Source organism: Streptomyces sp. NPDC024687 (assembly GCF_055559055.1).
In genome coordinates this window covers 540,777-564,020 of sequence record NZ_JBVHLJ010000003.1, presented here as the reverse complement: position 1 = coordinate 564,020, position 23,244 = coordinate 540,777, and the positions used below count along the sequence as shown (strand labels likewise).

The window sequence follows — 23,244 nt, the reverse complement described above, 5'->3', positions numbered from 1 at the left end:
CCTCAAACCTGGCGGCTGACCTGCGCGACTGCGTCAATTCCGGGTTCGTTGCCACGCTTTGGCGAAGCTTGTGAAGGGCTCGTGCAGACTGGCCGAATGCGTACGGAACTTGTCTCGGAACCCGGCGATGTCCAGCGGCCCAACGAGGACTTCGCGAGCGTCGCGCTCCCCGCGTCCGGACGGGGCGGCGTACTGATCGCCCTTGACGGTGTCACGCCGCCCGCCGGTCCGACCGGCTGTCTGCATTCCGTCCCCTGGTTCACGGCCCGGCTCGGCGGGGCGCTGACCGAACTGGCCGTTTCGCTCATGGATGTTCCGCCGGCCGAGGTGCTGTCCCGCGCCATCGCGCGCACAGCGGAAACACATGGTGAAGGTTGTGACCTTTCTCACCCGCGTACGCCGCAGGCGACGGTGGTGATGGCGCGATGGTCCCCGGAGTCGGTCGAGTACCTGGTCCTGTCGGACTCGGCACTGCTGGTGGAGGCGCCGGACGGCAGGGTCACCGCGGTGCTGGACGACCGTCTCTCCCGTCTCCCCCGCGCCTCCCTGGCCACGGACGCGCTGATCGACGCCCACCTGCGCAACAAGGAGGGCGGCTTCTTCACGGCGGCGGCGGATCCGTCGGTGTCGGGGCGCGCGGTGACGGGGGTGCTGCCGCGGTCCTCGGTACGCACCCTGCTGGCGCTGACGGACGGGGCGGCGCGGTGGGTGGAGAAGTTCCACGAGGGCGGCTGGGGCGACTGCTTCACCTTCGTCCGTAAGGAGGGGGCACAGTCCCTGGTGGACCGCGTCCGGGAGCTGGAGCGGGCGGACGCGAAGCCCCGGACGCACCTGGGCCGCAGCAAGACCCACGACGACGCGACGGTGGTGTACGCGGAACTCTGAGCCCGGGAACGGTGTCCGCACCGGCCCGCCCTGGAAGGTCGGGGGGCACGGCCAGGACTGCGTCCCGCCGAGCGACACGACAAGCCCGGCCGTCTCGGTCGGTACGGGCGGTTACGGGTGAGCCCGAGCCCTGGATGGCGGAAACACGGCCACGGTTGCGTCCCGCCGGGGGGGTGCGGGAACCCCGGCCACGTCGGTCGGTACGGGCAGTCACTGGTAGCTCCGGGCCCTGGGCAATCGGAGGCAGGACCAGGGATGCGTCCCGGTGAGCGGTACGGAGAGCCCGGGACCCGTGACCGCACGGGCCCGCACGGCGCCTCGGTCCCTGAGAAGTCGGGGGCACAACCAGGAGTGCGTCCCGGCGAGCGGTGGGGGAACCCCGGCCACGTCGGTCGGTACGGGCAGTCACTGGTAGCTCCGGGCCATGGGCGAGCGAAGGCGGGACCAGGGTTGCGTCCCGGCGAGCAGTACGGAGAGCCCTGCCGCGTCGACCCGTACGGGCGGTTGCCGCCAGCCCGCGAACTGGTCACCCCGAGCCCCGACGGGGCTGGCGGCACGGACAGGACTGCGTCCAGCGGAGCGGTGGGCAACCCCCAGCCGCGTCGCCCGCACCGGCGCGGTCACCGGCCGGCCCGTGAGCGGGGGCACCCCGAACGCTGGACGATGGCGAGGACACGGGCCCAGGACTGCGTCCCGCCGAGCGGTGTGAGAAGCCCCGACCCGTCGGCCCGCACGGGCGGTCGCCGACCGGCCCGAAACCGGTCACCTTGAACCCTGGCGGCCGGGGCACGGCCCGGCGGAGCGGACGCGCGTGCGTCGGCTGGGCAGCGATACCGCGGACGCCGAGTCGGAGCGGACCCTGCACGGCGTCCTCGACTGCGTCGACCGGTGACCGGCACGGCGGAACAGACCGCCGTGCGGCGCCCTCGGTGCCAACCGGGCACCACCTCGACGGAACACCCGGCCGGACGAGACCACCACACGCACTCGACGGCACCCACCCGGCACCACCACCACGGACACCCAGCCGGACCAGACCAGCGGAGGGCAACGGCACCCGCTCGGAGCAGACCACCGCACGGCCTGCTCAACGGCACCACCAACGGACGCCCCGCTACCTCACATGGTCGAACGCCACCCCCGCCTACTTCTCCATGCCCCGGTTCAGCTGGTGCAGCAGTCGCGCCAGTTCCGTCACCTCTCTCGAGTCCCAGTGCGCCAGGCGGCCCGCGTACCGGGCCCGGCGTGCGTCGCGGACCCGTTGGACACGGGAGCGGCCCTCCGGCGTGAGGTCGACCAGCCAGGCCCGGCCGTCCGCCGGGTCCGGGGCGCGGGCGACCAGGCCCAGGTCCTCCAGGGCGCGCAGCTGACGGGACATCGTGGCCTTGCCGACTCCGATGTAGGCGGCCAGTTCGGTGGCGCGCTGACGGCCGCATTCATCCAGACGGACGAGCAGCCCGTAAGCCGCCGACTCCAGGTCGGGGTGGACCTCGCGGGCCATCTCCCCCTGGTTGGCCCGGGCGCGGCGCAGCAGGACGGTCAACTCACGTTCCAGCGCCAGGAATCCGGGCTTGTCCACACCGCTCGGCGCCACGTCGGCCCCGCCCGGGACACCGCCGCCGTTTTCCTCTTCGTGCACGTCAGCCCCTGCCTTGAATTTCCCGGCCGTGAATGTTCCGCCAGATTGCGACATCACCGCAGCCCCGTAAGTATTTCGCAGGGCTGGACCAATGGCAGCCGCCGGTCCCACTTCCCGACCCGTCGTCCTCGTGCGGAGCGTCTTCAGAGAGGTGACTGGCATGCCCACGTCATCCCCAGAGGTCACTCAGTCATGTCCCACCGAGCGTCATCGAGCCCCCGGAGGCACGCCATGCCCGTGCGCAGACCCGAACAGATACGTCCCCGACGCCTCTTCCTCATAGGTCTCCTGCTCACCGCGTTCTCCCTGCTCCTCGCGGCCCCCGCCCCGGCCGCGGAAGCCCCCGACGCCACCGCCACCCCGGCCCGCGGCGACGCCCACATGGGCATGGGCGTCGTAGCGCACGACGGCCAGGACGGTCTGCCCGCCGACACTCGTGCCACCCAGACGGAGGGGGTCGACGTCGCCAGCTATCAGGGCAACGTCGCCTGGCCGACCCTGTGGAACAGCGGCGTCCGGTGGGCGTACACCAAGGCGAGCGAGGGGACGTACTACACGAACCCCTACTTCTCCCAGCAGTACACCGGCGCCCACGGCATCGGGATGATCCGCGGGGCCTACCACTTCGCCACCCCGGACACCACGAGCGGCGCGACACAGGCCAACTACTTCGTCGACAGCGGCGGCGGCTGGTACCAGGACGGCAGGACCCTGCCCGGCACCCTTGACATCGAGTGGAACCCGTACGGCGACGCCTGCTTCGGCAAGTCGCAGAGCGCGATGGTCACCTGGATCCGCGACTTCCTGAACCGGTACAAGGCGCGCACCGGCCGCGACGCCGTCATCTACACGGCCACCAACTGGTGGACCCAGTGCACCGGCAACTACGGCGGCTTCTCCGCCAACCCGCTCTGGATCGCCCACTACGCCTCGACCGCCGGCACCCTCCCGGCCGGGTGGAGCACGTACACCATGTGGCAGTACACCTCCACCGGCCCCACGGTCGGCGACCACGACCGCTTCAACGGCGCCCCGGACCGCGTACAGGCGCTGGCCAACGGCTGACCCGCCCCGGCTACGGCGAAGGCCCGGGCCTCCCTCACGAGAACCCGGGCCTCCACCTCAACCGGTGCCGGCGGCCGCAACCCTCTGACGGGCTACGGCGTCACGCCGCCACCGGGACCTCCGGCACGGCCCCGTTCTTGGCCGGGGACAGCGCCAGCTCCAGGACCTGACGGACGTCGGTGACGGCGTGGACGTCGAGCTTGTCCAGCACCTCCGCCGGGACGTCGTCCAGGTCGGCCTCGTTGCGCTTGGGGATGATGACGGTGCTCACCCCGGCGCGGTGCGCGGCGAGCAACTTCTGCTTCACGCCGCCGATCGGCAGGACCCGGCCGGTCAGCGAGACCTCGCCCGTCATGGCCACGTCCGTGCGCACGAGGCGGCCGGAGAGCAGCGAGGCCAGCGCCGTCGTCATGGTGACGCCCGCGCTCGGGCCGTCCTTGGGGACCGCGCCCGCCGGGAAGTGGATGTGCACGCCCCGGTCCTTCAGGTCGCCGACCGGCAGTTCGAGCTCAGCGCCGTGCGAGCGCAGGAAGCTCAGCGCGATCTGCGCGCTCTCCTTCATCACGTCACCCAGCTGGCCGGTCAGCGTCAGACCCGCCGCGCCCGTCTCCGGGTCGGCCAGCGACGCCTCGACGAACAGCACGTCCCCGCCCGCTCCGGTGACCGCGAGTCCGGTGGCGACACCGGGGACCGCGGTCCGGCGCTCCGCCGGGTCCTGGGCCGACTCGGGCACGTGGTGCGGCCGGCCGATCAGACCGCGCAGCTCCTCGTCCGTGACGGTGAACGGCAGTTCCCGCTCGCCCAGTTCGTGCTGGGCCGCCACCTTGCGCAGCAGCCTCGCGATCGACCGCTCCAGGGTGCGGACGCCCGCCTCGCGCGTGTACTCGCCGGCGAGCTTGCGCAGGGCGCTCTCGTCGATGACGACCTCGTCCTTGGCGAGGCCCGCCCGCTCCAGCTGGCGCGGGAGCAGGTGGTCACGGGCGATGACGATCTTCTCGTCCTCGGTGTACCCGTCGAGCCGGACCAGCTCCATCCGGTCGAGCAGCGCCTCCGGGATCGCCTCCAGCACGTTGGCCGTGGCGAGGAAGACGACGTCCGACAGGTCGAGCTCGACCTCCAGGTAGTGGTCGCGGAACGTGTGGTTCTGCGCCGGGTCCAGGACCTCCAGGAGAGCGGCCGCGGGGTCGCCGCGGAAGTCGGAGCCCACCTTGTCGATCTCGTCGAGCAGGACGACCGGGTTCATCGACCCCGCCTCCTTGATGGCCCGCACGATCCGGCCGGGCAGCGCGCCGACGTACGTGCGCCGGTGGCCGCGGATCTCCGCCTCGTCCCGGACGCCGCCGAGAGCGACGCGGACGAACTTGCGGCCCATGGCGTGCGCGACGGACTCGCCGAGCGAGGTCTTGCCGACGCCGGGCGGGCCCACGAGCGCGAGCACGGCACCGCCGCGCCGGCCGCCGACGACCCCGAGGCCCCGGTCGTTACGGCGCTTGCGCACCGCCAGGTACTCGGTGATCCGCTCCTTCACGTCCTCCAGGCCCGCGTGCTCGGCGTCGAGGATCTCCTTGGCGCCCTGGATGTCGTACGCGTCCTCGGTCCGTTCGTTCCACGGCAGTTCGAGGACGGTGTCCAGCCAGGTGCGGATCCAGGAGCCCTCCGGAGACTGGTCGCTGGACCGCTCCAGCTTGTCGACCTCCTTGAGGGCGGCCTCCCGCACCTTTTCAGGCAGGTCGGCGGCCTCCACGCGGGCGCGGTAGTCGTCGGACTCCTCGCCCTCCTGCTCGCCGTTGAGCTCGCGCAGTTCCTTGCGTACGGCTTCCAGCTGACGGCGGAGCAGGAACTCCCGCTGCTGCTTGTCGACGCCCTCCTGGACGTCCTTCGCGATGGTCTCGGCGACATCCTGCTCGGCGAGGTGGTCGCGCAGCTGCTGGGTGGCGAGCTTGAGACGGGCGACCGGGTCGGCGGTCTCCAGCAGCTCGACCTTCTGCTCGGTGGTCAGGAAGGGCGAGTAACCGGAGTTGTCGGCGAGGGTGGACACGTCGTCGATGGCCTGCACCCGGTCCACGACCTGCCAGGCGCCGCGCTTGCGCAGCCAGGCGGTGGCGAGTGCCTTGTACTCCTTGACCAGTTCGGTCGCGTGGCCGGGCAGCGGGTCGGGGACGGTCTGGTCGACCGTGGTTCCCTCGACCCACAGCGCGGCGCCCGGGCCGGTGGTCCCCGCACCGATCTTCACCCTGCTCCGGCCGCGGATGAGCGCGCCGGGGTCGCCGTCGGCCAGCCGGCCGACCTGCTCGACGGTGCCGAGCACACCGGTGCTCGCGTAGGTGCCGTCGATGCGTGGCACCAGGAGGACCTTCGGCTTTCCGGGTTCCGAGCGGGCGGCGGCCTGGGCGGCCTCCACCGCGGCGCGCACGTCGGTGTCGTTCAGGTCCAGCGGAACCACCATTCCGGGCAGCACGACCTCGTCGTCGAGCGGCAGCACGGGCAGGGTGAGCGGTGTGGACGTCGAAGCCATGATCTCCCCTTAGGCAGTCAAGTTGAGCTATGCCGACTCAATGCTCCACGGCCTTCGAATGTTCCCCACCCGTTTGCCTGTTCGCTGTCGGCGATCACGACTGCCGGAATCGGCGGTTCGGGCCCTATGGTCGCCCGGTACCGGACGAGTAATAGCCACATACCGCTAGCGGCCATTACAGGGGGATGTCATGGATGTCATGGATGTCATGGACGGAGTCGTAAAGGCGTGGGTGACCGGCTGGGTCGTGTCCCGCGGAGCGGCGGCTCCGGAGCGTGAGCCGTGGGGTTTCACCATCGATGTGGGACAGCTCGCACATGTGTCGCGGCACGTCTTCGACGCGCTGGGCGACGACGTGGACGAGAAGGCCGTACGCCAGGTGGCGGACGGGGTGACAGGGGCCGGGGTGTGGCTCAAGGTGTTCCAGGACCCGGAGGTGGTCGGGGGCTGGCTCGGCGAGGGCTGGTGGGTGGATCCCGAACCCGGCTTCCTCATGACGGTCCCCCTGACCACGGCCACAACCACGACCACGGCGGCCGAACGGCCCGTCGCCCCCGCCGGATACCGGCTGCGCACCTGGACCGTCGGCGGCGTCACGCGCATGCTCGTCGCCGCGCCCGACGGTTCCCTCGCGGCGCGCGGCCAGGTCGCCCCGACCGGCGCCACCGCCGTCTTCGATCAGATCGAGTCCGCGGCCGCCCATCGGCGCCGGGGGCTGGGCAGTCTCGTCATGCGCACCCTCCAGGCCGTGGCGGCCGCCACGGGGGCGCAGACCGGCGTGCTGGCGGGGACGCCCGCGGGCCGGGGCCTGTACGAGGCTCTGGGCTGGCATATGGAAGCTCCGCTCACCAGTGCGAAGTTCGTAGGACCGGACGCCGAGTGACGGCCCGTCACCGCCCGCGGGAAATCCGGAGACGGCAGAGGACGGTCTCTGTCATGCTCCGGTGGTTCCCACCGGCCGCACGGCGGACAACACCGGGCCGGCCCTCCCTCTTCCCGACGGCCACGAGGCACGCGCGTGGGGCGACCGACACGACCGAGAGGCAGACCATCATCACGGCAGGCACGCACCCCCTCCTCTCCGCCTACGACGACCAGATGCGCGGTGCTCCTCCCACCCCGCCCGCGGGGGTGACGTACGAGCAGGACGGGCCGCTGCTGCGGATCGTCGGTCAGTTCCGCGGGTTCGTGAGCGGGCCGCGCGACCTCGGCGTGGAGGGCGACGCGCTCGACGAACTCATCGCGCGGCAACGGGACTTCTTCGCGGCGCGCGGCGAGGCCGTCGAGTGGAAGACCCGCTCCCACGACACCCCGGCCGACCTCACCGAACGACTCCGCGCGGCCGGTTTCGTGCCCGAGGAGCGGGAGACGGTATTGGTCGGCCGGGCCGCCGAGCTGGCCGTACGACAGCCCGAGCTCCCGGAAGGCGTCACCGTGCGCCGCGTGACGGCGGACGCCGACATGCACCGCATCGCCGCCATGGAGTCGGCGGTGTGGGGCCAGGACCGGAGCTGGCTCGCCGACGACCTGATCGGCCGGGTCGCCACCGCGCCGGACGACATCGCGGTTTACGTCGCCGAGGCGGACGGCGAAGTGGTGTGCGCCGCCTGGCTGGCGTTCCGCCCGGGCACCGAGTTCGCGAGCCTGTGGGGCGGTTCCACGCTCGCCGAGTGGCGGCGCAGGGGCATCTACCGCTCCCTGGTCGCCGTACGCGCCGCTCTCGCCGTCTCCCGCGGGGTCACCTGTCTGCACGTGGACGCGTCGGACGACAGCGCGCCCATCCTGGGCCGGCTCGGCTTCCACGCGGTGACCACGACTACGCCGTACGTCTGGACCCCGCCGGCCCGCTGACCCCGCCGCGGCGCCGCAGGAGCGGCCAGGTCGCGACACCGATCGCCAGGGCGATCGGGTGACCCCAGTCGGTCATCGGGTCGGTGAACGCGATCAGGTCGGTCAGCAACAGCCAGCCGAAGAGGGCGAGCAACGGCCAGCGCAGCCACGGCCGGAGCAGTCCGGCCAGCGCGCCGAGGCTCGCGGCCACGCCGAAGCTGACGCCGTAGTCGAGGCGGTGCAGCGAACTGGCGGGCAGCTGCCCGGCCAGGACCGCGAGGCCCGTCGGGACCTCCGTGGCGAGGGTCGCCCCGACATGCCCGAGCAGGAAGACACCCGCCGTACGCACTCCGCCAATCCGCCGCTCCAGCGCGGTGAGGACGAACAGCAGGGCGAGGGCGTACGACGAGAGGATGCCGCCCGCGATCCACAGCGCGCTGGCCACCAGCACCAGGACGGGCATCCGCACGAGGTGCGCGACATCGGTGCTGGAGCCCTGGTACAGGGTGTGGACGAGGGCGGGGTCCAGCTGCGCGGCGACGAGTGAGACGGTGGCCAGGACGGCGCCGTAGACGAAGGTGAACGGTGTCCCGGTGGGAGTGGGGAGCAGCCGCTGGAGCCGGAGGACGCGCAATCCGGTGTCAGGGGCGGCCGTTGCCGGGGGTGTCACCGGTGTCCCGGCGGCACACCTCTCGGCCCGTTCCCTCTGCCGGGGCACCCCGTCGAGGAGCGCGGCCACTTCCGGAAAGCACGCGTCCGGGGCAGGAGCTTCCGGTGCGGGCGGGTCGGAAGGGGCTGGGGGCACGGTCCGTTCCAAGGTGAGCTGCTCCTTCCGTCCCACCCCACCCTTCGCGCCCCACCCACCCGCTGTCTGTGACCGACGCCACCCCGGCCCCGATTCACAGGGACTTCTCAAGGAGCCCCGGCCCGGTCGCCGTACCTGCCAAGATGGGCCGATGCCCACCTCGTACGACATTCCCGAAGTCCTGGACCGTCGCGAGGGCCCGTACGGAGAGGTCGTCCTGCGGCGGCACGGCGAGCTGCTCCAGATCATCGCCAACGGCTGCTTCCTGATGGACACCTCCGACGGACGCTCGGAGCGGATGCTCGTCGACGCGGCGCTCGCCGCGCTCGACGACCGTCCGGATCCGCACGTCCTCATCGGCGGCCTCGGCGTCGGCTTCTCGCTCGCACACGCGGTCGCGAACCCCCGGTGGGGCCGGATCACGGTCGCCGAGCGGGAGCCGGCCATCATCGACTGGCACCGCGCGGGCCCGCTCTCGGCACTCACGGCGAGGGCGCTCGCCGATCCCCGGACGAACATTCTGAAAACGGATCTGGTCGAATTCGTCAATGAGACATGCGCCACTTTTGACGTGCTGTGCCTCGACATCGACAACGGACCCGACTGGACGGTCACGGAGAGCAACGGCGGACTCTACGCGCGTACCGGACTCACAAGCTGCGCAAGGGTGTTGAAGCCGGGCGGGGTACTGGCCGTGTGGTCGGCGAAACCCTCTCCGGAATTTGAGCAATCACTGGCAAATGCCGGGTTCCAGCAGGTACGTACCGAGGAGATCCCCGTTGCCCGGGGCGTACCCGACGTCGTCCATCTCGCCGTCCGACCTGGATAGCAAAGGGGTGACGGCTCCCCGTACTCTGCTTCCCTACGCCGATCATTCAAGCGTCAATCGCAGTCATGCGCAGACAAGGAATCACCCCACATGGTTCCGGAAAGCACTCCCCAGGGGCGGGCGATGGAGCAGACACACACCTCCCACAACGGTTCGACGGCCACTCCCGGCGCCCAGCGCCGGGTCCTGGTCGTCGAGGACGATCCGACGATCGTCGACGCCATCGCGACCCGCCTGCGCGCCGAGGGATTCCTCGTGCAAACGGCGGTGGACGGTCCGTCAGCGGTCGACACGGCCGAGGCCTGGCAGCCGGACCTGCTGATCCTCGACATCATGCTGCCCGGCTTCGACGGTCTGGAGGTCTGCCGCCGCGTGCAGGCCGCCCGTCCGGTCCCGGTGCTCATGCTGACGGCCCGTGACGACGAGACCGACATGCTGGTCGGTCTCGGCGTCGGCGCCGACGACTACATGACCAAGCCGTTCTCGATGCGTGAGCTGGCCGCGCGCGTGCACGTCCTGCTGCGGCGCGTCGAGCGGGCCGCGCTGGCCGCCACCACGCCGCGCTCCGGCATCCTCCGACTCGGCGAGCTGGAGATCGACCACGCGCAGCGCCGGGTGCGGGTGCGCTCGGAGGACGTCCACCTGACGCCCACCGAGTTCGACCTCCTGGTGTGCCTGGCCAACACCCCGCGCGCGGTGCTCTCCCGTGAGCAGCTGCTCGCCGAGGTGTGGGACTGGGCGGACGCCTCCGGCACCCGGACCGTCGACAGCCACATCAAGGCCCTGCGCCGGAAGATCGGCGCCGAGCGGATCCGCACGGTGCACGGCGTTGGCTACGCCCTGGAGACGCCGACGCCATGAGCGAGGGTCCGGCCGGCCGGAGAAACCCCAGGGACCCCTGGGGCGGAGTGAGCCCCTTCTCGATCAAGACCAAGCTGGGTGCGCTGGTCGTCATCGCGGTCCTCATCACCACCGGGCTGATGATGATCGCGATGCGCACAGCCACCGAGCTGCGCTTCATCACGGTCTTCTCGATGATCGCCACACTCCTGATTACGCAGTTCGTGGCGCATTCGCTCACCGCGCCCCTGGACGACATGAACGCGGTCGCCCGGTCCATCTCGCACGGCGACTACACCCGCCGGGTCCGCGAGAACCGCCGGGACGAACTGGGCGACCTGGCCCAGACGATCAACCGCATGGCGGACGACCTGGAGGCCCAGGAACGCCAGCGCAAGGAACTTGTGGCAAATGTCTCCCACGAGCTGCGCACGCCCATCGCGGGCCTGCGCGCCGTGCTGGAGAACATCGTCGACGGGTTCACCCAGGCCGACCCCGAGACCATGCGCACGGCCCTGAAGCAGACCGAGCGGCTGGGCCGGCTGGTGGAGACCCTGCTGGACCTGTCCCGCCTCGACAACGGCGTCGTGCCGCTGAAGAAGCGCCGGTTCGAGGTGTGGCCGTATCTCTCGGGCGTGCTGAAGGAGGCCAACATGGTCGCCACGGCCCGCGCGGGCATCGCCTCGGGATCCGGCAGCCACACGCGCAACGACGTCCATCTGCACCTCGACGTCTCGCCGCCCGAGCTGACCGCGCACGCCGACCCGGAGCGCATCCACCAGGTCGTCGCCAACCTGATCGACAACGCGGTCAAGCACAGCCCGGCACACGGACGGGTGACGGTCAAGGCGCGGCGCGGGGCCCTGCCCGAGTCGCTCGAACTGGAGATCCTCGACGAGGGCCCCGGCATTCCGCGCTCGGAGTGGCACCGCGTCTTCGAGCGGTTCAACCGCGGTCAGGTCATGCGGCCGCACGGTCCGGGCAGCGACGGCGGCACCGGGCTCGGGCTCGCGATCGCCCGCTGGGCGGTGGATCTGCACGGCGGCCGGATCGGAGTGGCCGAATCCGAGCGGGGCTGCCGGATCCTTGTCACCCTTCCGGGACTTTCATCTCGGCCAAGTTGACGTAAAGTTCGAAGCGGAGCCGCAAGATCCATCTCTGTTCCGCGCTGACGGACACGTGTGATCAGGCAGAGGGCCGCGCCGCAGTCGCGCAGAGCCCCGCTCGGTGCTTCCCTCGGGCGGACGCACGTACCGGAACCACGTTTGTTTCCCGCCATTTCCACCCGCGAAACACGCTCTTCGATGTGACTTACACGACGATGGACGGGCCCGGCCTGACCTTCGCGGTCTTGGGGGCGTAGCCTTTATTCCCGCTGTCCATCACCTTGTGAGAAGCGGAAGAGGGCGGTTGCCGCCGTGTCGCCACAGTCCCCCAGTAACTCGAGCATCTCGACCGACGCAGACCAAGCGGGCAAGAACCCCGCTGCCGCGTTCGGGCCGAACGAGTGGCTCGTCGACGAGATCTATCAGCAGTACCTCCAGGACCCGAATTCCGTAGACCGTGCCTGGTGGGACTTCTTTGCCGACTACAAGTCGGGGGGTGCCGCCCCGGCTGCGGCGGGTACCGCGGCCGCGGGGGCCGCGGAGACCACCACCGCTCCGGCGCAGGCCGCCCCGGCTCCCAGCGCCCCGGCCCAGGCTGCCGCGCCGGCTCAGGCCGCTGCTCCGGCCGCCAAGCCGGCCGCCGCGGCTCCGGCCCCGGCCAAGGCCGCGGCACCGGCCGCTGCTCCGGCGCAGGCCGCTCCGGCCGCCAAGCCGGCGGCTGCGAAGCCCGCCGCGAAGCCGGCCGCCGAGGCCGCCTCCGCGGAGGGCCCGGAGCTGGTGACGCTGCGCGGCCCCGCCGCCGCGGTCGCGAAGAACATGAACGCCTCCCTGGAGCTGCCCACGGCCACGTCCGTGCGCGCGGTCCCGGTGAAGCTGCTCTTCGACAACCGCATCGTCATCAACAACCACCTCAAGCGCGCCCGGGGCGGGAAGATCTCCTTCACGCACCTGATCGGGTACGCGATGGTGCAGGCCATCAAGGCCATGCCGTCGATGAACTGGCACTACGCGGAGAAGGACGGGAAGCCCACCCTCGTCAAGCCGCCGCACGTCAACTTCGGCCTCGCCATCGACCTGGTGAAGCCCAACGGCGACCGCCAGCTGGTCGTCGCGGGCATCAAGAAGGCCGAGACGCTGAACTTCTTCGAGTTCTGGCAGGCCTACGAGGACATCGTCCGCCGCGCCCGTGACGGCAAGCTGACGATGGACGACTTCACCGGTGTCACGGTCTCCCTGACCAACCCCGGCGGCCTCGGCACGGTCCACTCCGTGCCGCGTCTGATGCCCGGCCAGTCGGTCATCATGGGCGTCGGCTCCATGGACTACCCGGCGGAGTTCCAGGGCACCTCCCAGGACACCCTGAACAAGCTCGGCATCTCGAAGGTCATGACGCTCACGTCGACCTACGACCACCGGGTCATCCAGGGCGCCGCCTCCGGCGAGTTCCTGCGCATCGTCGCGAACTACCTGCTCGGCGAGAACGGCTTCTACGACGAGATCTTCGAGGCCCTGCGCATCCCCTACGAGCCGGTCCGCTGGCTCAAGGACATCGACGCCTCGCACGACGACGACGTCACCAAGGCCGCGCGCGTCTTCGAGCTGATCCACTCCTACCGGGTCCGCGGCCACGTCATGGCCGACACCGACCCGCTGGAGTACCGCCAGCGCAAGCACCCCGACCTGGACATCACCGAGCACGGCCTCACCCTGTGGGACCTGGAGCGGGAGTTCGCGGTCGGCGGCTTCGCCGGCAAGTCCCTGATGAAGCTGCGCGACATCCTCGGCGTGCTGCGCGACTCGTACTGCCGCACCACCGGCGTCGAGTTCATGCACATCCAGGACCCGAAGCAGCGCCGCTGGATCCAGGACCGCATCGAGCGCTCGCACACCAAGCCCGAGCGCGAGGAGCAGCTGCGCATCCTGCGCCGGCTGAACGCCGCGGAGGCCTTCGAGACCTTCCTGCAGACCAAGTACGTCGGCCAGAAGCGCTTCTCCCTGGAGGGCGGCGAGTCCGTCATCCCGCTGCTCGACGCGGTGCTGGACTCGGCCGCCGAGTCCCGTCTGGACGAGGTCGTCATCGGCATGGCCCACCGCGGCCGCCTGAACGTCCTGGCGAACATCGTCGGCAAGTCGTACGCGCAGATCTTCCGCGAGTTCGAGGGCAACCTCGACCCGAAGTCGATGCACGGCTCCGGGGACGTGAAGTACCACCTGGGCGCCGAGGGCACCTTCACCGGCCTGGACGGCGAGCAGATCAAGGTCTCGCTGGCCGCGAACCCCTCCCACCTGGAGACGGTCGACCCGGTCATCGAGGGCATCGTCCGCGCCAAGCAGGACATCATCAACAAGGGCGGCACGGACTTCACCGTCCTGCCGGTCGCCCTGCACGGTGACGCGGCCTTCGCGGGCCAGGGCGTGGTGGCCGAGACCCTGAACATGTCGCAGCTGCGGGGTTACCGCACCGGCGGCACGGTCCACATCGTCATCAACAACCAGGTCGGCTTCACGGCGGCTCCCGAGTCGTCGCGTTCCTCGATGTACGCCACGGACGTGGCCCGCATGATCGAGGCCCCGATCTTCCACGTGAACGGCGACGACCCGGAGGCCGTGGTCCGCGTGGCCCGTCTGGCCTTCGAGTTCCGCCAGGCGTTCAACAAGGACGTGGTGATCGACCTCATCTGCTACCGCCGCCGCGGTCACAACGAGTCGGACAACCCGGCCTTCACCCAGCCGCTGATGTACGACCTGATCGACAAGAAGCGCTCGGTGCGCAAGCTCTACACCGAGTCCCTCATCGGTCGCGGCGACATCACCCTGGAAGAGGCCGAGCAGGCGCTGCAGGACTACCAGGGCCAGCTGGAGAAGGTCTTCACCGAGGTCCGCGAGGCCGCCACGGCCCAGCCGGCCGCCGGTCCCGTCTCCGACCCGCGGGCCGAGTTCCCGGTCGCCGTGAACACCGCGATCTCCGCGGAGGTCGTGAAGCGGATCGCCGAGTCCCAGGTCAACATCCCCGACACCTTCAACGTCCACCCGCGTCTGCTGCCGCAGCTGCAGCGCCGGGCGTCGATGGTCGAGGACGGCACGATCGACTGGGGCATGGGCGAGACGCTGGCCGTCGGCTCCCTGCTCCTGGAGGGCACGCCGGTCCGGCTGTCCGGCCAGGACTCGCAGCGCGGCACCTTCGGGCAGCGGCACGCGGTCCTCATCGACCGTGAGACGGGCGAGGAGCACACCCCGCTCCAGTACCTCAACGAGGACCAGGCCCGCTACAACGTCTACAACTCCCTGCTGTCCGAGTACGCGGTCATGGGCTTCGAGTACGGCTACTCGCTGGCCCGTCCGGACGCGCTCGTGCTGTGGGAGGCGCAGTTCGGCGACTTCGTCAACGGCGCGCAGACGATCGTCGACGAGTACATCTCGGCAGCCGAGCAGAAGTGGGGCCAGACGTCCGGCGTCACCCTGCTCCTCCCCCACGGCTACGAGGGCCAGGGCCCGGACCACTCGTCCGCGCGCGTGGAGCGCTTCCTCCAGCTCTGCGCCCAGAACAACATGACGGTCGCGATGCCGACCCTGCCGTCGAACTACTTCCACCTCCTGCGGTGGCAGGTGCACAACCCGCACCACAAGCCGCTGGTGGTCTTCACCCCGAAGTCGATGCTGCGCCTGAAGGCCGCCGCGTCGAAGACGGAGGAGTTCACGACGGGTCAGTTCCGCCCGGTCATCGGCGACACGTCCGTGGACGCCGCGGCGGTCCGCAAGGTCGTCTTCGTGGCGGGCAAGCTGTACTACGACCTGGAGGCCGAGCGTCAGAAGCGCGGCATCTCGGACACGGCGATCATCCGCATCGAGCGCCTGTACCCGCTGCCGGGTGCCGAGCTTCAGGCGGAGATCGCCAAGTACCCGAACGCCGAGAAGTACCTGTGGGCCCAGGAGGAGCCGGCGAACCAGGGCGCGTGGCCCTTCATCGCCCTCAACCTGATCGACCACCTGGACCTGGCGGTCGGCGCGGAGGTTCCGCACGGCGAGCGGCTGCGGCGGATCTCCCGCCCGCACAGCTCGTCCCCGGCGGTCGGTTCCGCCAAGCGGCACCAGGCGGAGCAGGAGCAGCTGGTGCGCGAGGTGTTCGACGCGTAACCCCTCTTCGGGCCGTACGTGACCGGGCCGCATCCCTCTCCCGAGGGGTGCGGCCCGGCCGTTTCGGCGCACTTATCCTTGACGGCATGTACTTCACGGACCGTGGCATCGAGGAACTGGAGAAGCGGCGCGGTGAGGAGGAGGTCACCTTCGAGTGGCTCGCCGAGCAACTGCGAACCTTCGTCGACCTCAATCCCGACTTCGAGGTACCGGTGGAACGCCTGGCCACGTGGCTGGCCCGCCTGGACGACGAGGACGACGACTAGCCGGTACGGCGTGCCGGCCGGCGGGGCCCTCTGAGCCGCCCCGGTTTTGGTGCCGCGGTCCGGTGTGGGGGGTCAGTTGCGGGGGTCGTCGCGGGGGGCGTGTCAGGTCGTACGACACCCCGAGCGCGCCGTGCGCCAGCGGCAGCGCTCCGTGCCGCCGCCGGGATGCCCTAGGCCCCAGGCAACCAGCCGGAGGCGGGCCAGCGCGATCCAGCACGGGCGTCAGTCGCGCAGGCGCGTCAAGTCGTACGACAGCCCCAGCGCACCCTGCGTCGGCAGCAGCCCCGCCGGCACTGCGGTGCCGTGGGCCCCAGGCGGCCAACGGGAGACGGGACCGGGGCGAGTTGTCGTGCCGGCGATCAGGCCCGGGGTCAGTCGCGGGGATGCGACAGGTCGTACAAGACTCCGAGCGCGCCGTGCGCCAGCAGCAGCGTCCCCGCCGCCAGCCAGCCGCCACTGCGGTGCCGCAGGCCCCAGGCGGCCAGTGGGAGGCCTGCTGCCAGCTGAGCCAGGGCTAGGGCGCGGGCCTTCGGGTCGCCTGACCAGGGGAGCCAGGGCGTGAGGCGGCGGCCGGCGGCCACTTGGAGTTCGTCGCGGACCGTTTCCCACCCGCCCTCCCACTCGATCGGGACGGCGTCCGGCCGGTCCCGGACCACCTCGCGGAGGCGGTCGGCCGGTTCGCCGGGAGCGAGGCCTGCGGGAAGGCTGAGGCCCACGCGCGTGAGGACCGCGAGCAGGCCGCGCAGGCGGGCGCGGGCGTCCGAGGCGGGGTCCGGTTGCGCGAGGCGGTCCAGGGACTGGACGTCCAGGACCGGGTCGAGGCCGAGACGGGCCGCGAAGGTACGCATGGCCTCGTCCTCGCCGGCTGGGGTGCCGTTGGTGAGCCAGATGTAGCCGACGGGGCGGCGGAAGCCGGAGGCGAGGGTGTAGCCGCCGCGCTCGGCGTCCCACCACAGCGCGAGGACGGCCCAGGGAGCGCCGACGGCCAGGGCGGTGGCCCAACCGGTCATGACACGGTCGACCGGCTCCTCACCGCGCAGCCACGGCCCGCCTTCCGGCACAAGGACGCTCCACCCCTGCCCCGCGCGCGTGAGCAGCATCCGCTCGCGCAGCAGCCGGGCGACGGGAGCGACGGAATCCGGCTCGGCCCGGCACAGCAGCAGGGCGCCGGGGGCTGGGCCGGTGCGACCCGCACGGGAGGTGGCTTCCGTCGACATGATCACACGCTAGGGCGATTCACTCCGATTGGTCATATTTACACCCCCCGCATCCCCAGAACGAGTGTCTTGACTTTCGACGGCCACGATATATCGTGAATTGCAGGAGACGCGATATGGCGCGTTGCTACGGGGAGGTCTGCACCATGCCCGAGTGGTCCGTCACGGAGCCCAGGAAGCTCACCTTCGACGAGCCCGTAAGCGAACTCCACGTACGCACCGTCAACGGAACGGTGAACGTGGTGGGCACGGACGAAGGTTCCGCACGCCTGGAGGTGTCCGAGATCGAGGGACCTCCTCTCGTCGTCACGCAAGAGGGCGGCACCCTCACGGTGGCCTACGAGGATCTGCCCTGGAAGGGCTTCCTCAAGTGGCTCGACCGCAAGGGCTGGCGGCGCAGCGCGGTCGTCTCGCTGGCCGTGCCGGCCGACACCCGCGTCGAGGTGGGAGTGGTCAGCGCCGCCGCCGTCGTGTCCGGGCTGCGCGGCCCGTCCGTGGTGAAGGGGGTCAACGGCGACACGACCCTCGTGGGGCTGTCGGGCTCCGTCCGCGCCGACACCGTCTCCGGGAATCTGGAGGCCCAGGCCGTCACCGGCGACCTGCGCTTCAACTCGGTCTCCGGTGATCTCACCGTCGTGGAGGGCTCCGGCCCCTCCGTGCGGGCCGACTCGGTCAGCGGCTCGATGATCGTCGACCTCGACCCGGAGGGCCCCACCGACGTCCGGCTGACCAGCGTTTCGGGTGAGATCGCCATCCGGCTCCCTCAGCCCGCGGACGCGGAGGTGGAGGCCAACACCGCGAGCGGGACGATCTCCAACGCCTTCGACGGCCTGCGCGTGCACGGCCAGTGGGGCGCCCACAAGGTCACGGGCCGCCTCGGCGCCGGCACCGGCAAGCTCCGCGCGACCACCGTCTCCGGCTCCATCGCCCTCCTGCGCCGCCCACCCCGGGAGGACGAGGAGGAGCCATGGGAGGCGCAGGCTCCGGTGACGGACTCCCCGGCGGACGGCGTACGGAGCGACTCGGGGGACAATTCCGTTTCCGGCCCGGACGGCGACTCCTCACCGGGCGCCCCGGCCGACGGCACGACCGACAAGAAGGTGCTCTGACATGCCCCCCGTCTTCGCCCACGGCCGCCTCCGCCTCTACCTGCTGAAGCTCCTGGACGAGGCCCCGCGCCACGGCTACGAGGTGATCCGACTCCTGGAGGAGCGCTTCCAGGGCCTGTACGCCCCCTCGGCGGGCACCGTCTACCCCCGGCTGGCCAAGCTGGAGACGGAGGGCCTGGTCACCCACACCACCGAGGGCGGCCGCAAGGTGTACGCCATCACGGACGCGGGCCGCGCCGAGCTGGCCGACCGCAGCGGTGAACTGGCCGATCTGGAGCTGGAGATCCGCGAGTCGGTCGCCGAGCTCGCCGCCGAGATCCGCGCCGATGTGCGGGGCGCTGCGGGTGATCTGCGGCGCGAGGTACGGGCGGCCGCCACCGAGGCCCGGCGGGGCGGTGGCACCAAGGCGGGCACCGGCGAACACGAGGGCCCCTTCGGGGACTTCACGGAGTACACCGACCACGAGGCGTGGCGCGCCGCCAAGGAGGAGATGCGCCGCGTCAAGCAGGAGTGGAAGGAACAGGCCCGGCGCGCCAAGGACGAGAGCCGCCGCGCCCGCGAGGAGGCCCAGCGGGCCCGCCGACAGGCCAAGGAGGCCCAGGACCGGGCCCGGGAGCAGGCGCAGGAGGAGGTGCAGCGCATCGCCCGGCGGGTGCAGGAGCAGGTGCAGGACCACTTCGCGCGCGGCGACTGGCCGACCGGGGTGCGCGAGGGCCTGACCGAACTGGCCAAGGAGTTCGGCGAGTTCGGGAAGGACTACGGCAAGGAGTTCGGGAAGGACTTCGGCTTCGGCCGGGGCCGTGCGAGGTCCGAGAAGGCCGAGGGGACACCGTCCGGCCCCGAGTACTCGCACACCCCGGAGGACTTCCCCGCCGAGTACGAGCCCTCCTGGGCCCACGAGGACTCCACCGGGGACCCGGCCCGCGATCTGGACCGCCTGCTCGACCGCTTCCGCGACGACATCCGCGACGCGGCCCGCGACCACGGCATCACGGCGGACCAGTTCCACGACGCCCGCCGCCATCTGTCGACGGCGGCGGCCCACATCGGGGCACTCCTGCGGGCACCGAAGGCGTGAGCCGCCCGGGCGCCGCCGTCTCCGACGTCGGCGCCCCGCAGGGCTCAGCCGGCCTTCGCCTCTCCCGCGCCGTAGAGGACGCGCACGACCGACTCGTAGGTCACCCCGTGATCGGCGAGCACTTCCCCCGGCACCCCCGGCCGTACCGTCAGCGCCAACAGAATGTGCTCGTCGCCGATGTGCCGGTCCCGCCGGGCCACGGCGATACGCAGCGCCTTCTCCAGGATCTCCTTGGCGCTCCGCCCGAAGGAATGCCGCCCGGACCGCCACCCCCTGCCCTTCCGGTCGCCGGACATCGCCCCGACCCCGTGCACCTCCTCCACGCGGGCGACGATCTCCGAGACGTCGATGCCGAGCCCGGCCAGTGCCTCGGCGTCCGCCTGGGACAGCCCGGCCCGCCGCCGCGCCTCGCCCAGGGCCTCCCGTACGGCGTCCCCGCGCTCGGCGAGCCCGAGAGCGCCAAGGGCGAAGGAGCCGCGACTGCCCTCCCGGTCCAGCAGGGCGAGCAGCAGATGCCCGTCGTCCACGGCCCCTGCCCCCTCGGCTTGTTCGACCGCGCCCTCGACCACTGCCCGGGCATCCTTCGTGAACCGCTCGAACATCAATGCCTCCCGTACTTCTTGTGCACGGCCTGCCTGCTCACTCCGAGTTCCGCGGCGATCTCCTGCCACGACCAGCCCTGATGGCGCGCACTGCGCACCTGCACCGCCTCCAGCTGCTCCAGCAGCCTGCGCAGCGCGGCGACGGCACGCAGTCCGACCCGGGGATCGCGATCACCGGCACGCTCGGCGAGATCCGTTGCTTCGGTCATGACGTCAACTATGGTTGACACGCCTCGACATGTCAACCACAGTTGACAACCTCGGCGAACGGACTCGGCGAACGGAAGGGCTCAGCCGTTGGTGAGCACGACCTTCCCGAACTGCTCACCGGACTCCACCCGCTGGAATCCCTCACGGGCGCGGTCCATGGGCAGCACCTCGTCGATGACGGGCCGCACACCGGTGGCCGCGCAGAACGCCAGCAGGTCCTCCAGCTCGTCCTTGGTCCCCATGGTCGACCCCACGACCTTGAGCTCCAGGAAGAAGATCCGGGTCAGTTCGGCGTGCGAGGGACGGTCGCCGCTCGTGGCACCGGAGATGACGATCGTGCCCCCCGGCTTCAGCGACTTGACCGAGTGCGACCACGTGGCCGCGCCCACGGTCTCGATGACGGCATCGACCCGTTCCGGCAGCCGGGCACCCGACTCCACGGCCTCCAGGGCTCCGAGCTCCACCGCACGCTTGCGCCTGGCCTCGTCCCGGCTGGTGGCGAACACCCGCAGTCCCGCCGCCTTCCCCAGCACGATCGCGGCCGTGGCGACACCGCCTCCCGCGCCCTGCACCAGCACGGAGTCGCCGGGCCGCACCCCGGCATTCGTGAACAGCATCCGGTACGCCGTCAGCCAGGCCGTGGGCAGACAGGCTGCCTCCGCGAAGGACAGCTCCTTCGGCTTGGGCAGAACGTTCCAGGTCGGCACGGCCACCTGCTCGGCGAACGTCCCCTGGTAGCGCTCGGTGAGGATGGACCGCGGCTCCTCGGGGCCGACCCCGTGCCCGCTCTGCCCGATGACGGAGTGCAGGACGACCTCGTTGCCGTCCTCGTCGACACCGGCGGCGTCACAGCCGAGGATCATCGGAAGCTTGTCCTCTGCGAGGCCTACGCCGCGCAGGGACCAGAGGTCATGGTGATTGAGGGAAGCGGCCTTGACATCGACGACGCTCCAACCCGGCCGGGCCTGGGGGGCCGGACGCTCCCCCAACTCCAGTCCCGAGAGCGGGTTGTCGCGGTCGATTCGGGCGGCATAGACAGCGAACATGACCTTGACGATAGGGTCCGCCGCCGGCACGGGGAACAGGAACACGTTGTGACACACGCCCTGTTGCGGAACGGGGCGCGTGCTGGGTTCGGACGGGGCGCCTACGGGGGTGCCGGGTGAGGTTCTCGGGCGAGTGCGGGTGCGTTGTGGCTGGTCGCGCAGTTCCCCGCGGTGCCGCTGCGCTGGGCTTGAGCGGGGCGCCTATGGGGGTGCCGGGTGAGGTTGTCGGGCGAGTTCGGGCCGGTGGGGGCTGGTCGCGCAGTTCCCCGCGCCCCTAGGGGGTTGCAGTCACCTGCGCCAGGACGGAACCGTTGGCCGGACCGAGGACGGACACCCCCCACCCCGGCACCGACCCACAACACACCGCACGCGCTGCACACGCCCCCACCGCACCGCAACAGGCCGCCGCAGACACTCAGGGGCGCGGGGAACTGCGCACAACGCCCGCCCCCACCGGCCCGCACCCACACAACCGCCCGCCACCCAATCGGCCCCACCCCACGGCAAAGAAACGGCCCCGCCCGGAAACACTCCGGACGGGACCACCTCACGCCAAAAACACACCTCAGCGCCGAGCGACACCCTCCGCCCGCGCCGCCGCCGCAACCGCCGCCGTGACCGCCGGTGCCACCCGCTCGTCGAACGGGGACGGGATCACGTAGTCCGCCGCCAGATCGTCACCGACGACCGCAGCCAGCGCCTCGGCCGCCGCGATCTTCATGCCCTCCGTGATCCGCGAGGCCCGCACCTGCAGCGCCCCCGCGAAGATCCCCGGAAACGCCAGCACGTTGTTGATCTGGTTCGGGAAGTCCGACCGCCCGGTCGCCACCACGGCCGCGTACTTGTGCGCGACCTCCGGGTGCACCTCCGGATCCGGGTTGGCCATGGCGAAGACGAAGGCACCGGAGGCCATGGAGGCCACGGCCGCTTCCGCCACCGTCCCGCCGGACACGCCGATGAAGACGTCCGCGCCCGACAGCGCGTCCTCCAGCGACCCGGACAGACCCGCCTTGTTCGTGAACCCGGCAAGCTCCCGCTTCACGGACGTGAGGTCGTCCCGGTCGGCGGACACGACACCCTTGCGGTCGGCGACGGCCACGTCCCCGATGCCCGCCTCGACGAGCATCTTGGCGATGGCCACGCCCGCCGCGCCCGCACCGGAGATCACCGCACGAAGATCTCCGATCGACCGCCCGCTCAGCCGTGCCGCGTTCCGCAGCGCCGCCAGCGTCACCACGGCCGTACCGTGCTGGTCGTCGTGGAAGACGGGAATGTCGAGCCGCTCCTGCAGCCGCCGCTCGATCTCGAAGCAGCGGGGAGCCGAGATGTCCTCGAGGTTCACGCCGCCGAAGGACGGGGCGAGACGGACCACGGTCTCGATGATCTCGTCGACGTCGGTGCAGGCCAGCGCGAGCGGAACCGCGTCCACCCCGCCGAACTGCTTGAAGAGGATCGCCTTGCCCTCCATCACCGGGAGGGAGGCTTCGGGCCCGATGTCACCGAGCCCCAGCACGGCCGTACCGTCCGTCACGACGGCGACGACCGACGACTTCCACGTGTAGTCGTGGACGAGGTCCGGCTGCTCGGCGATGGCGCTGCACACCTTCGCCACGCCGGGCGTGTACGCGAGGGACAGGTCGTCCTTGTCACGGATCGGCACGGTGGCCTGCACAGCCATCTTGCCGCCGCGGTGCAGCGCGAACGCGGGGTCGAAGGAATCGAGGGGCTCCGCCCCTCCGTCCTGTCCCGTATCGCTGTCGCTGCGAGGATTGACGATCTCCGCTGCCACTTTGTCTTACCCCTTAAGTCTTCTGGTCTGAGGGTGGCCACTCCTGGTTGAGAAGTGGGCGGGCACCGCGTACGGCCCTGGTCACTGATACGTACGGGCCGGTACGCGACGGGCGCGCCGCACACGCGCCCTGAGCCCCGGATGAGGGGTGTAAAGAACCTTCTTACCGGACGACCGGCGTCGAGGACGAGTCCAATACGTCCAAGGTCACATGCCCGAACGGAAAATCGATCATCGATCACTGGAGGGGCGCTCGAGCGGCCGCGCACACCGAAGATC

At 71.0% G+C, this 23,244-nt stretch carries 19 protein-coding genes; 11 read left to right on the top strand and 8 right to left on the bottom strand.

Going from position 1 to position 23,244, the window contains the following annotated elements; genetic code table 11:
• Window positions 1–96 precede the first annotated feature (96 nt).
• Window positions 97–885 (top strand): hypothetical protein, encoded by a 789-nt coding sequence (locus ACZ39I_RS14460; RefSeq protein ID WP_467244763.1) that lies wholly within the window; start codon window positions 97–99, stop codon window positions 883–885.
• A 1,144-nt stretch (window positions 886–2,029) separates the two neighbouring features.
• Here ACZ39I_RS14460 and ACZ39I_RS14455 read toward each other — a convergent pair.
• Window positions 2,030–2,524 (bottom strand): MarR family winged helix-turn-helix transcriptional regulator, encoded by a 495-nt coding sequence (locus tag ACZ39I_RS14455; protein WP_352390190.1) that lies wholly within the window; start codon window positions 2,522–2,524, stop codon window positions 2,030–2,032.
• A 231-nt stretch (window positions 2,525–2,755) separates the two neighbouring features.
• On the opposite strand from ACZ39I_RS14455, the gene ACZ39I_RS14450 reads away from it, so the two are divergent.
• Window positions 2,756–3,589: a lysozyme gene (locus tag ACZ39I_RS14450; protein WP_467244762.1), complete on the top strand. Its 834-nt coding sequence runs from the start codon at window positions 2,756–2,758 to the stop codon at window positions 3,587–3,589.
• Between the two features lie 100 nt (window positions 3,590–3,689).
• On the opposite strand, the gene lon is transcribed toward ACZ39I_RS14450, so the two are convergent.
• Window positions 3,690–6,104 (bottom strand): endopeptidase La, encoded by a 2,415-nt coding sequence (lon, locus tag ACZ39I_RS14445; protein WP_467244761.1) that lies wholly within the window; start codon window positions 6,102–6,104, stop codon window positions 3,690–3,692.
• A gap of 208 nt (window positions 6,105–6,312) precedes the next feature.
• Here lon and ACZ39I_RS14440 point away from each other — a divergent pair, with 208 nt between their 5' ends.
• Together ACZ39I_RS14440 and ACZ39I_RS14435 are read left to right on the top strand one after the other, a co-directional pair.
• Window positions 6,313–6,987: a GNAT family N-acetyltransferase gene (locus tag ACZ39I_RS14440; protein ID WP_467244759.1), complete on the top strand. Its 675-nt coding sequence runs from the start codon at window positions 6,313–6,315 to the stop codon at window positions 6,985–6,987.
• A gap of 215 nt (window positions 6,988–7,202) precedes the next feature.
• Entirely contained in the window at window positions 7,203–7,955 is a 753-nt protein-coding gene (locus tag ACZ39I_RS14435; RefSeq protein ID WP_467245115.1) for a GNAT family N-acetyltransferase, read from the top strand.
• On the opposite strand, the gene ACZ39I_RS14430 is transcribed toward ACZ39I_RS14435, so the two are convergent.
• Window positions 7,921–8,751, bottom strand: coding sequence for a rhomboid-like protein (locus ACZ39I_RS14430; protein WP_467244758.1), 831 nt, complete (start codon window positions 8,749–8,751; stop codon window positions 7,921–7,923). The two genes, ACZ39I_RS14435 and ACZ39I_RS14430, sit on opposite strands and share 35 nt — an antisense overlap.
• Before the next feature lie 139 nt (window positions 8,752–8,890).
• Here ACZ39I_RS14430 and ACZ39I_RS14425 point away from each other — a divergent pair, with 139 nt between their 5' ends.
• From ACZ39I_RS14425 to ACZ39I_RS14405, 5 genes are all read left to right on the top strand, one after another.
• Window positions 8,891–9,568 carry a spermine/spermidine synthase domain-containing protein gene (locus ACZ39I_RS14425; protein ID WP_467244757.1) on the top strand — a complete coding sequence of 226 codons (678 nt, stop codon included), beginning with the start codon at window positions 8,891–8,893 and terminating at the stop codon, window positions 9,566–9,568.
• Window positions 9,569–9,691: 123 nt separating this feature from the next.
• Entirely contained in the window at window positions 9,692–10,429 is a 738-nt protein-coding gene (locus ACZ39I_RS14420) for a response regulator transcription factor (RefSeq protein WP_352390195.1), read from the top strand.
• Entirely contained in the window at window positions 10,426–11,532 is a 1,107-nt protein-coding gene (locus tag ACZ39I_RS14415; protein ID WP_467244756.1) for a HAMP domain-containing sensor histidine kinase, read from the top strand. The genes ACZ39I_RS14420 and ACZ39I_RS14415 overlap by 4 nt, the downstream gene beginning before the upstream one ends.
• 294 nt (window positions 11,533–11,826) lie before the next feature.
• Window positions 11,827–15,648, top strand: coding sequence for a multifunctional oxoglutarate decarboxylase/oxoglutarate dehydrogenase thiamine pyrophosphate-binding subunit/dihydrolipoyllysine-residue succinyltransferase subunit (locus tag ACZ39I_RS14410; RefSeq protein ID WP_467244755.1), 3,822 nt, complete (start codon window positions 11,827–11,829; stop codon window positions 15,646–15,648).
• Between the two features lie 86 nt (window positions 15,649–15,734).
• A complete protein-coding gene (locus ACZ39I_RS14405; RefSeq protein WP_030049542.1) occupies window positions 15,735–15,914 on the top strand; it encodes a DUF6104 family protein in 180 nt (59 codons plus the stop codon).
• Window positions 15,915–16,285: 371 nt separating this feature from the next.
• On the opposite strand, the gene ACZ39I_RS14400 is transcribed toward ACZ39I_RS14405, so the two are convergent.
• Window positions 16,286–17,131 carry a hypothetical protein gene (locus ACZ39I_RS14400; protein ID WP_467244754.1) on the bottom strand — a complete coding sequence of 282 codons (846 nt, stop codon included), beginning with the start codon at window positions 17,129–17,131 and terminating at the stop codon, window positions 16,286–16,288.
• A 146-nt stretch (window positions 17,132–17,277) separates the two neighbouring features.
• Here ACZ39I_RS14400 and ACZ39I_RS14395 point away from each other — a divergent pair, with 146 nt between their 5' ends.
• Both ACZ39I_RS14395 and ACZ39I_RS14390 read left to right on the top strand, forming a co-directional pair.
• Window positions 17,278–18,240 (top strand): DUF4097 family beta strand repeat-containing protein, encoded by a 963-nt coding sequence (locus ACZ39I_RS14395; protein WP_467244753.1) that lies wholly within the window; start codon window positions 17,278–17,280, stop codon window positions 18,238–18,240.
• A gap of 1 nt (window position 18,241) precedes the next feature.
• Window positions 18,242–19,318 (top strand): PadR family transcriptional regulator, encoded by a 1,077-nt coding sequence (locus ACZ39I_RS14390; RefSeq protein WP_467244752.1) that lies wholly within the window; start codon window positions 18,242–18,244, stop codon window positions 19,316–19,318.
• Window positions 19,319–19,362: 44 nt separating this feature from the next.
• Here ACZ39I_RS14390 and ACZ39I_RS14385 read toward each other — a convergent pair whose 3' ends face one another.
• From ACZ39I_RS14385 to ACZ39I_RS14370, 4 genes are all read right to left on the bottom strand, one after another.
• Window positions 19,363–19,920, bottom strand: a complete 558-nt coding sequence (locus tag ACZ39I_RS14385) for a Clp protease N-terminal domain-containing protein (protein WP_467244751.1) — start codon at window positions 19,918–19,920, stop codon at window positions 19,363–19,365.
• Complete coding sequence (locus tag ACZ39I_RS14380; RefSeq protein WP_030038196.1) at window positions 19,920–20,129, bottom strand: helix-turn-helix domain-containing protein; 210 nt, start codon at window positions 20,127–20,129, stop codon at window positions 19,920–19,922. The genes ACZ39I_RS14385 and ACZ39I_RS14380 overlap by 1 nt, the downstream gene beginning before the upstream one ends.
• A gap of 81 nt (window positions 20,130–20,210) precedes the next feature.
• A complete protein-coding gene (locus tag ACZ39I_RS14375; RefSeq protein ID WP_467244750.1) occupies window positions 20,211–21,176 on the bottom strand; it encodes a zinc-binding dehydrogenase in 966 nt (321 codons plus the stop codon).
• A gap of 565 nt (window positions 21,177–21,741) precedes the next feature.
• Window positions 21,742–22,965, bottom strand: a complete 1,224-nt coding sequence (locus ACZ39I_RS14370; RefSeq protein ID WP_467244749.1) for an NAD(P)-dependent malic enzyme — start codon at window positions 22,963–22,965, stop codon at window positions 21,742–21,744.
• Between the last annotated feature and the right edge of the window lie 279 nt (window positions 22,966–23,244).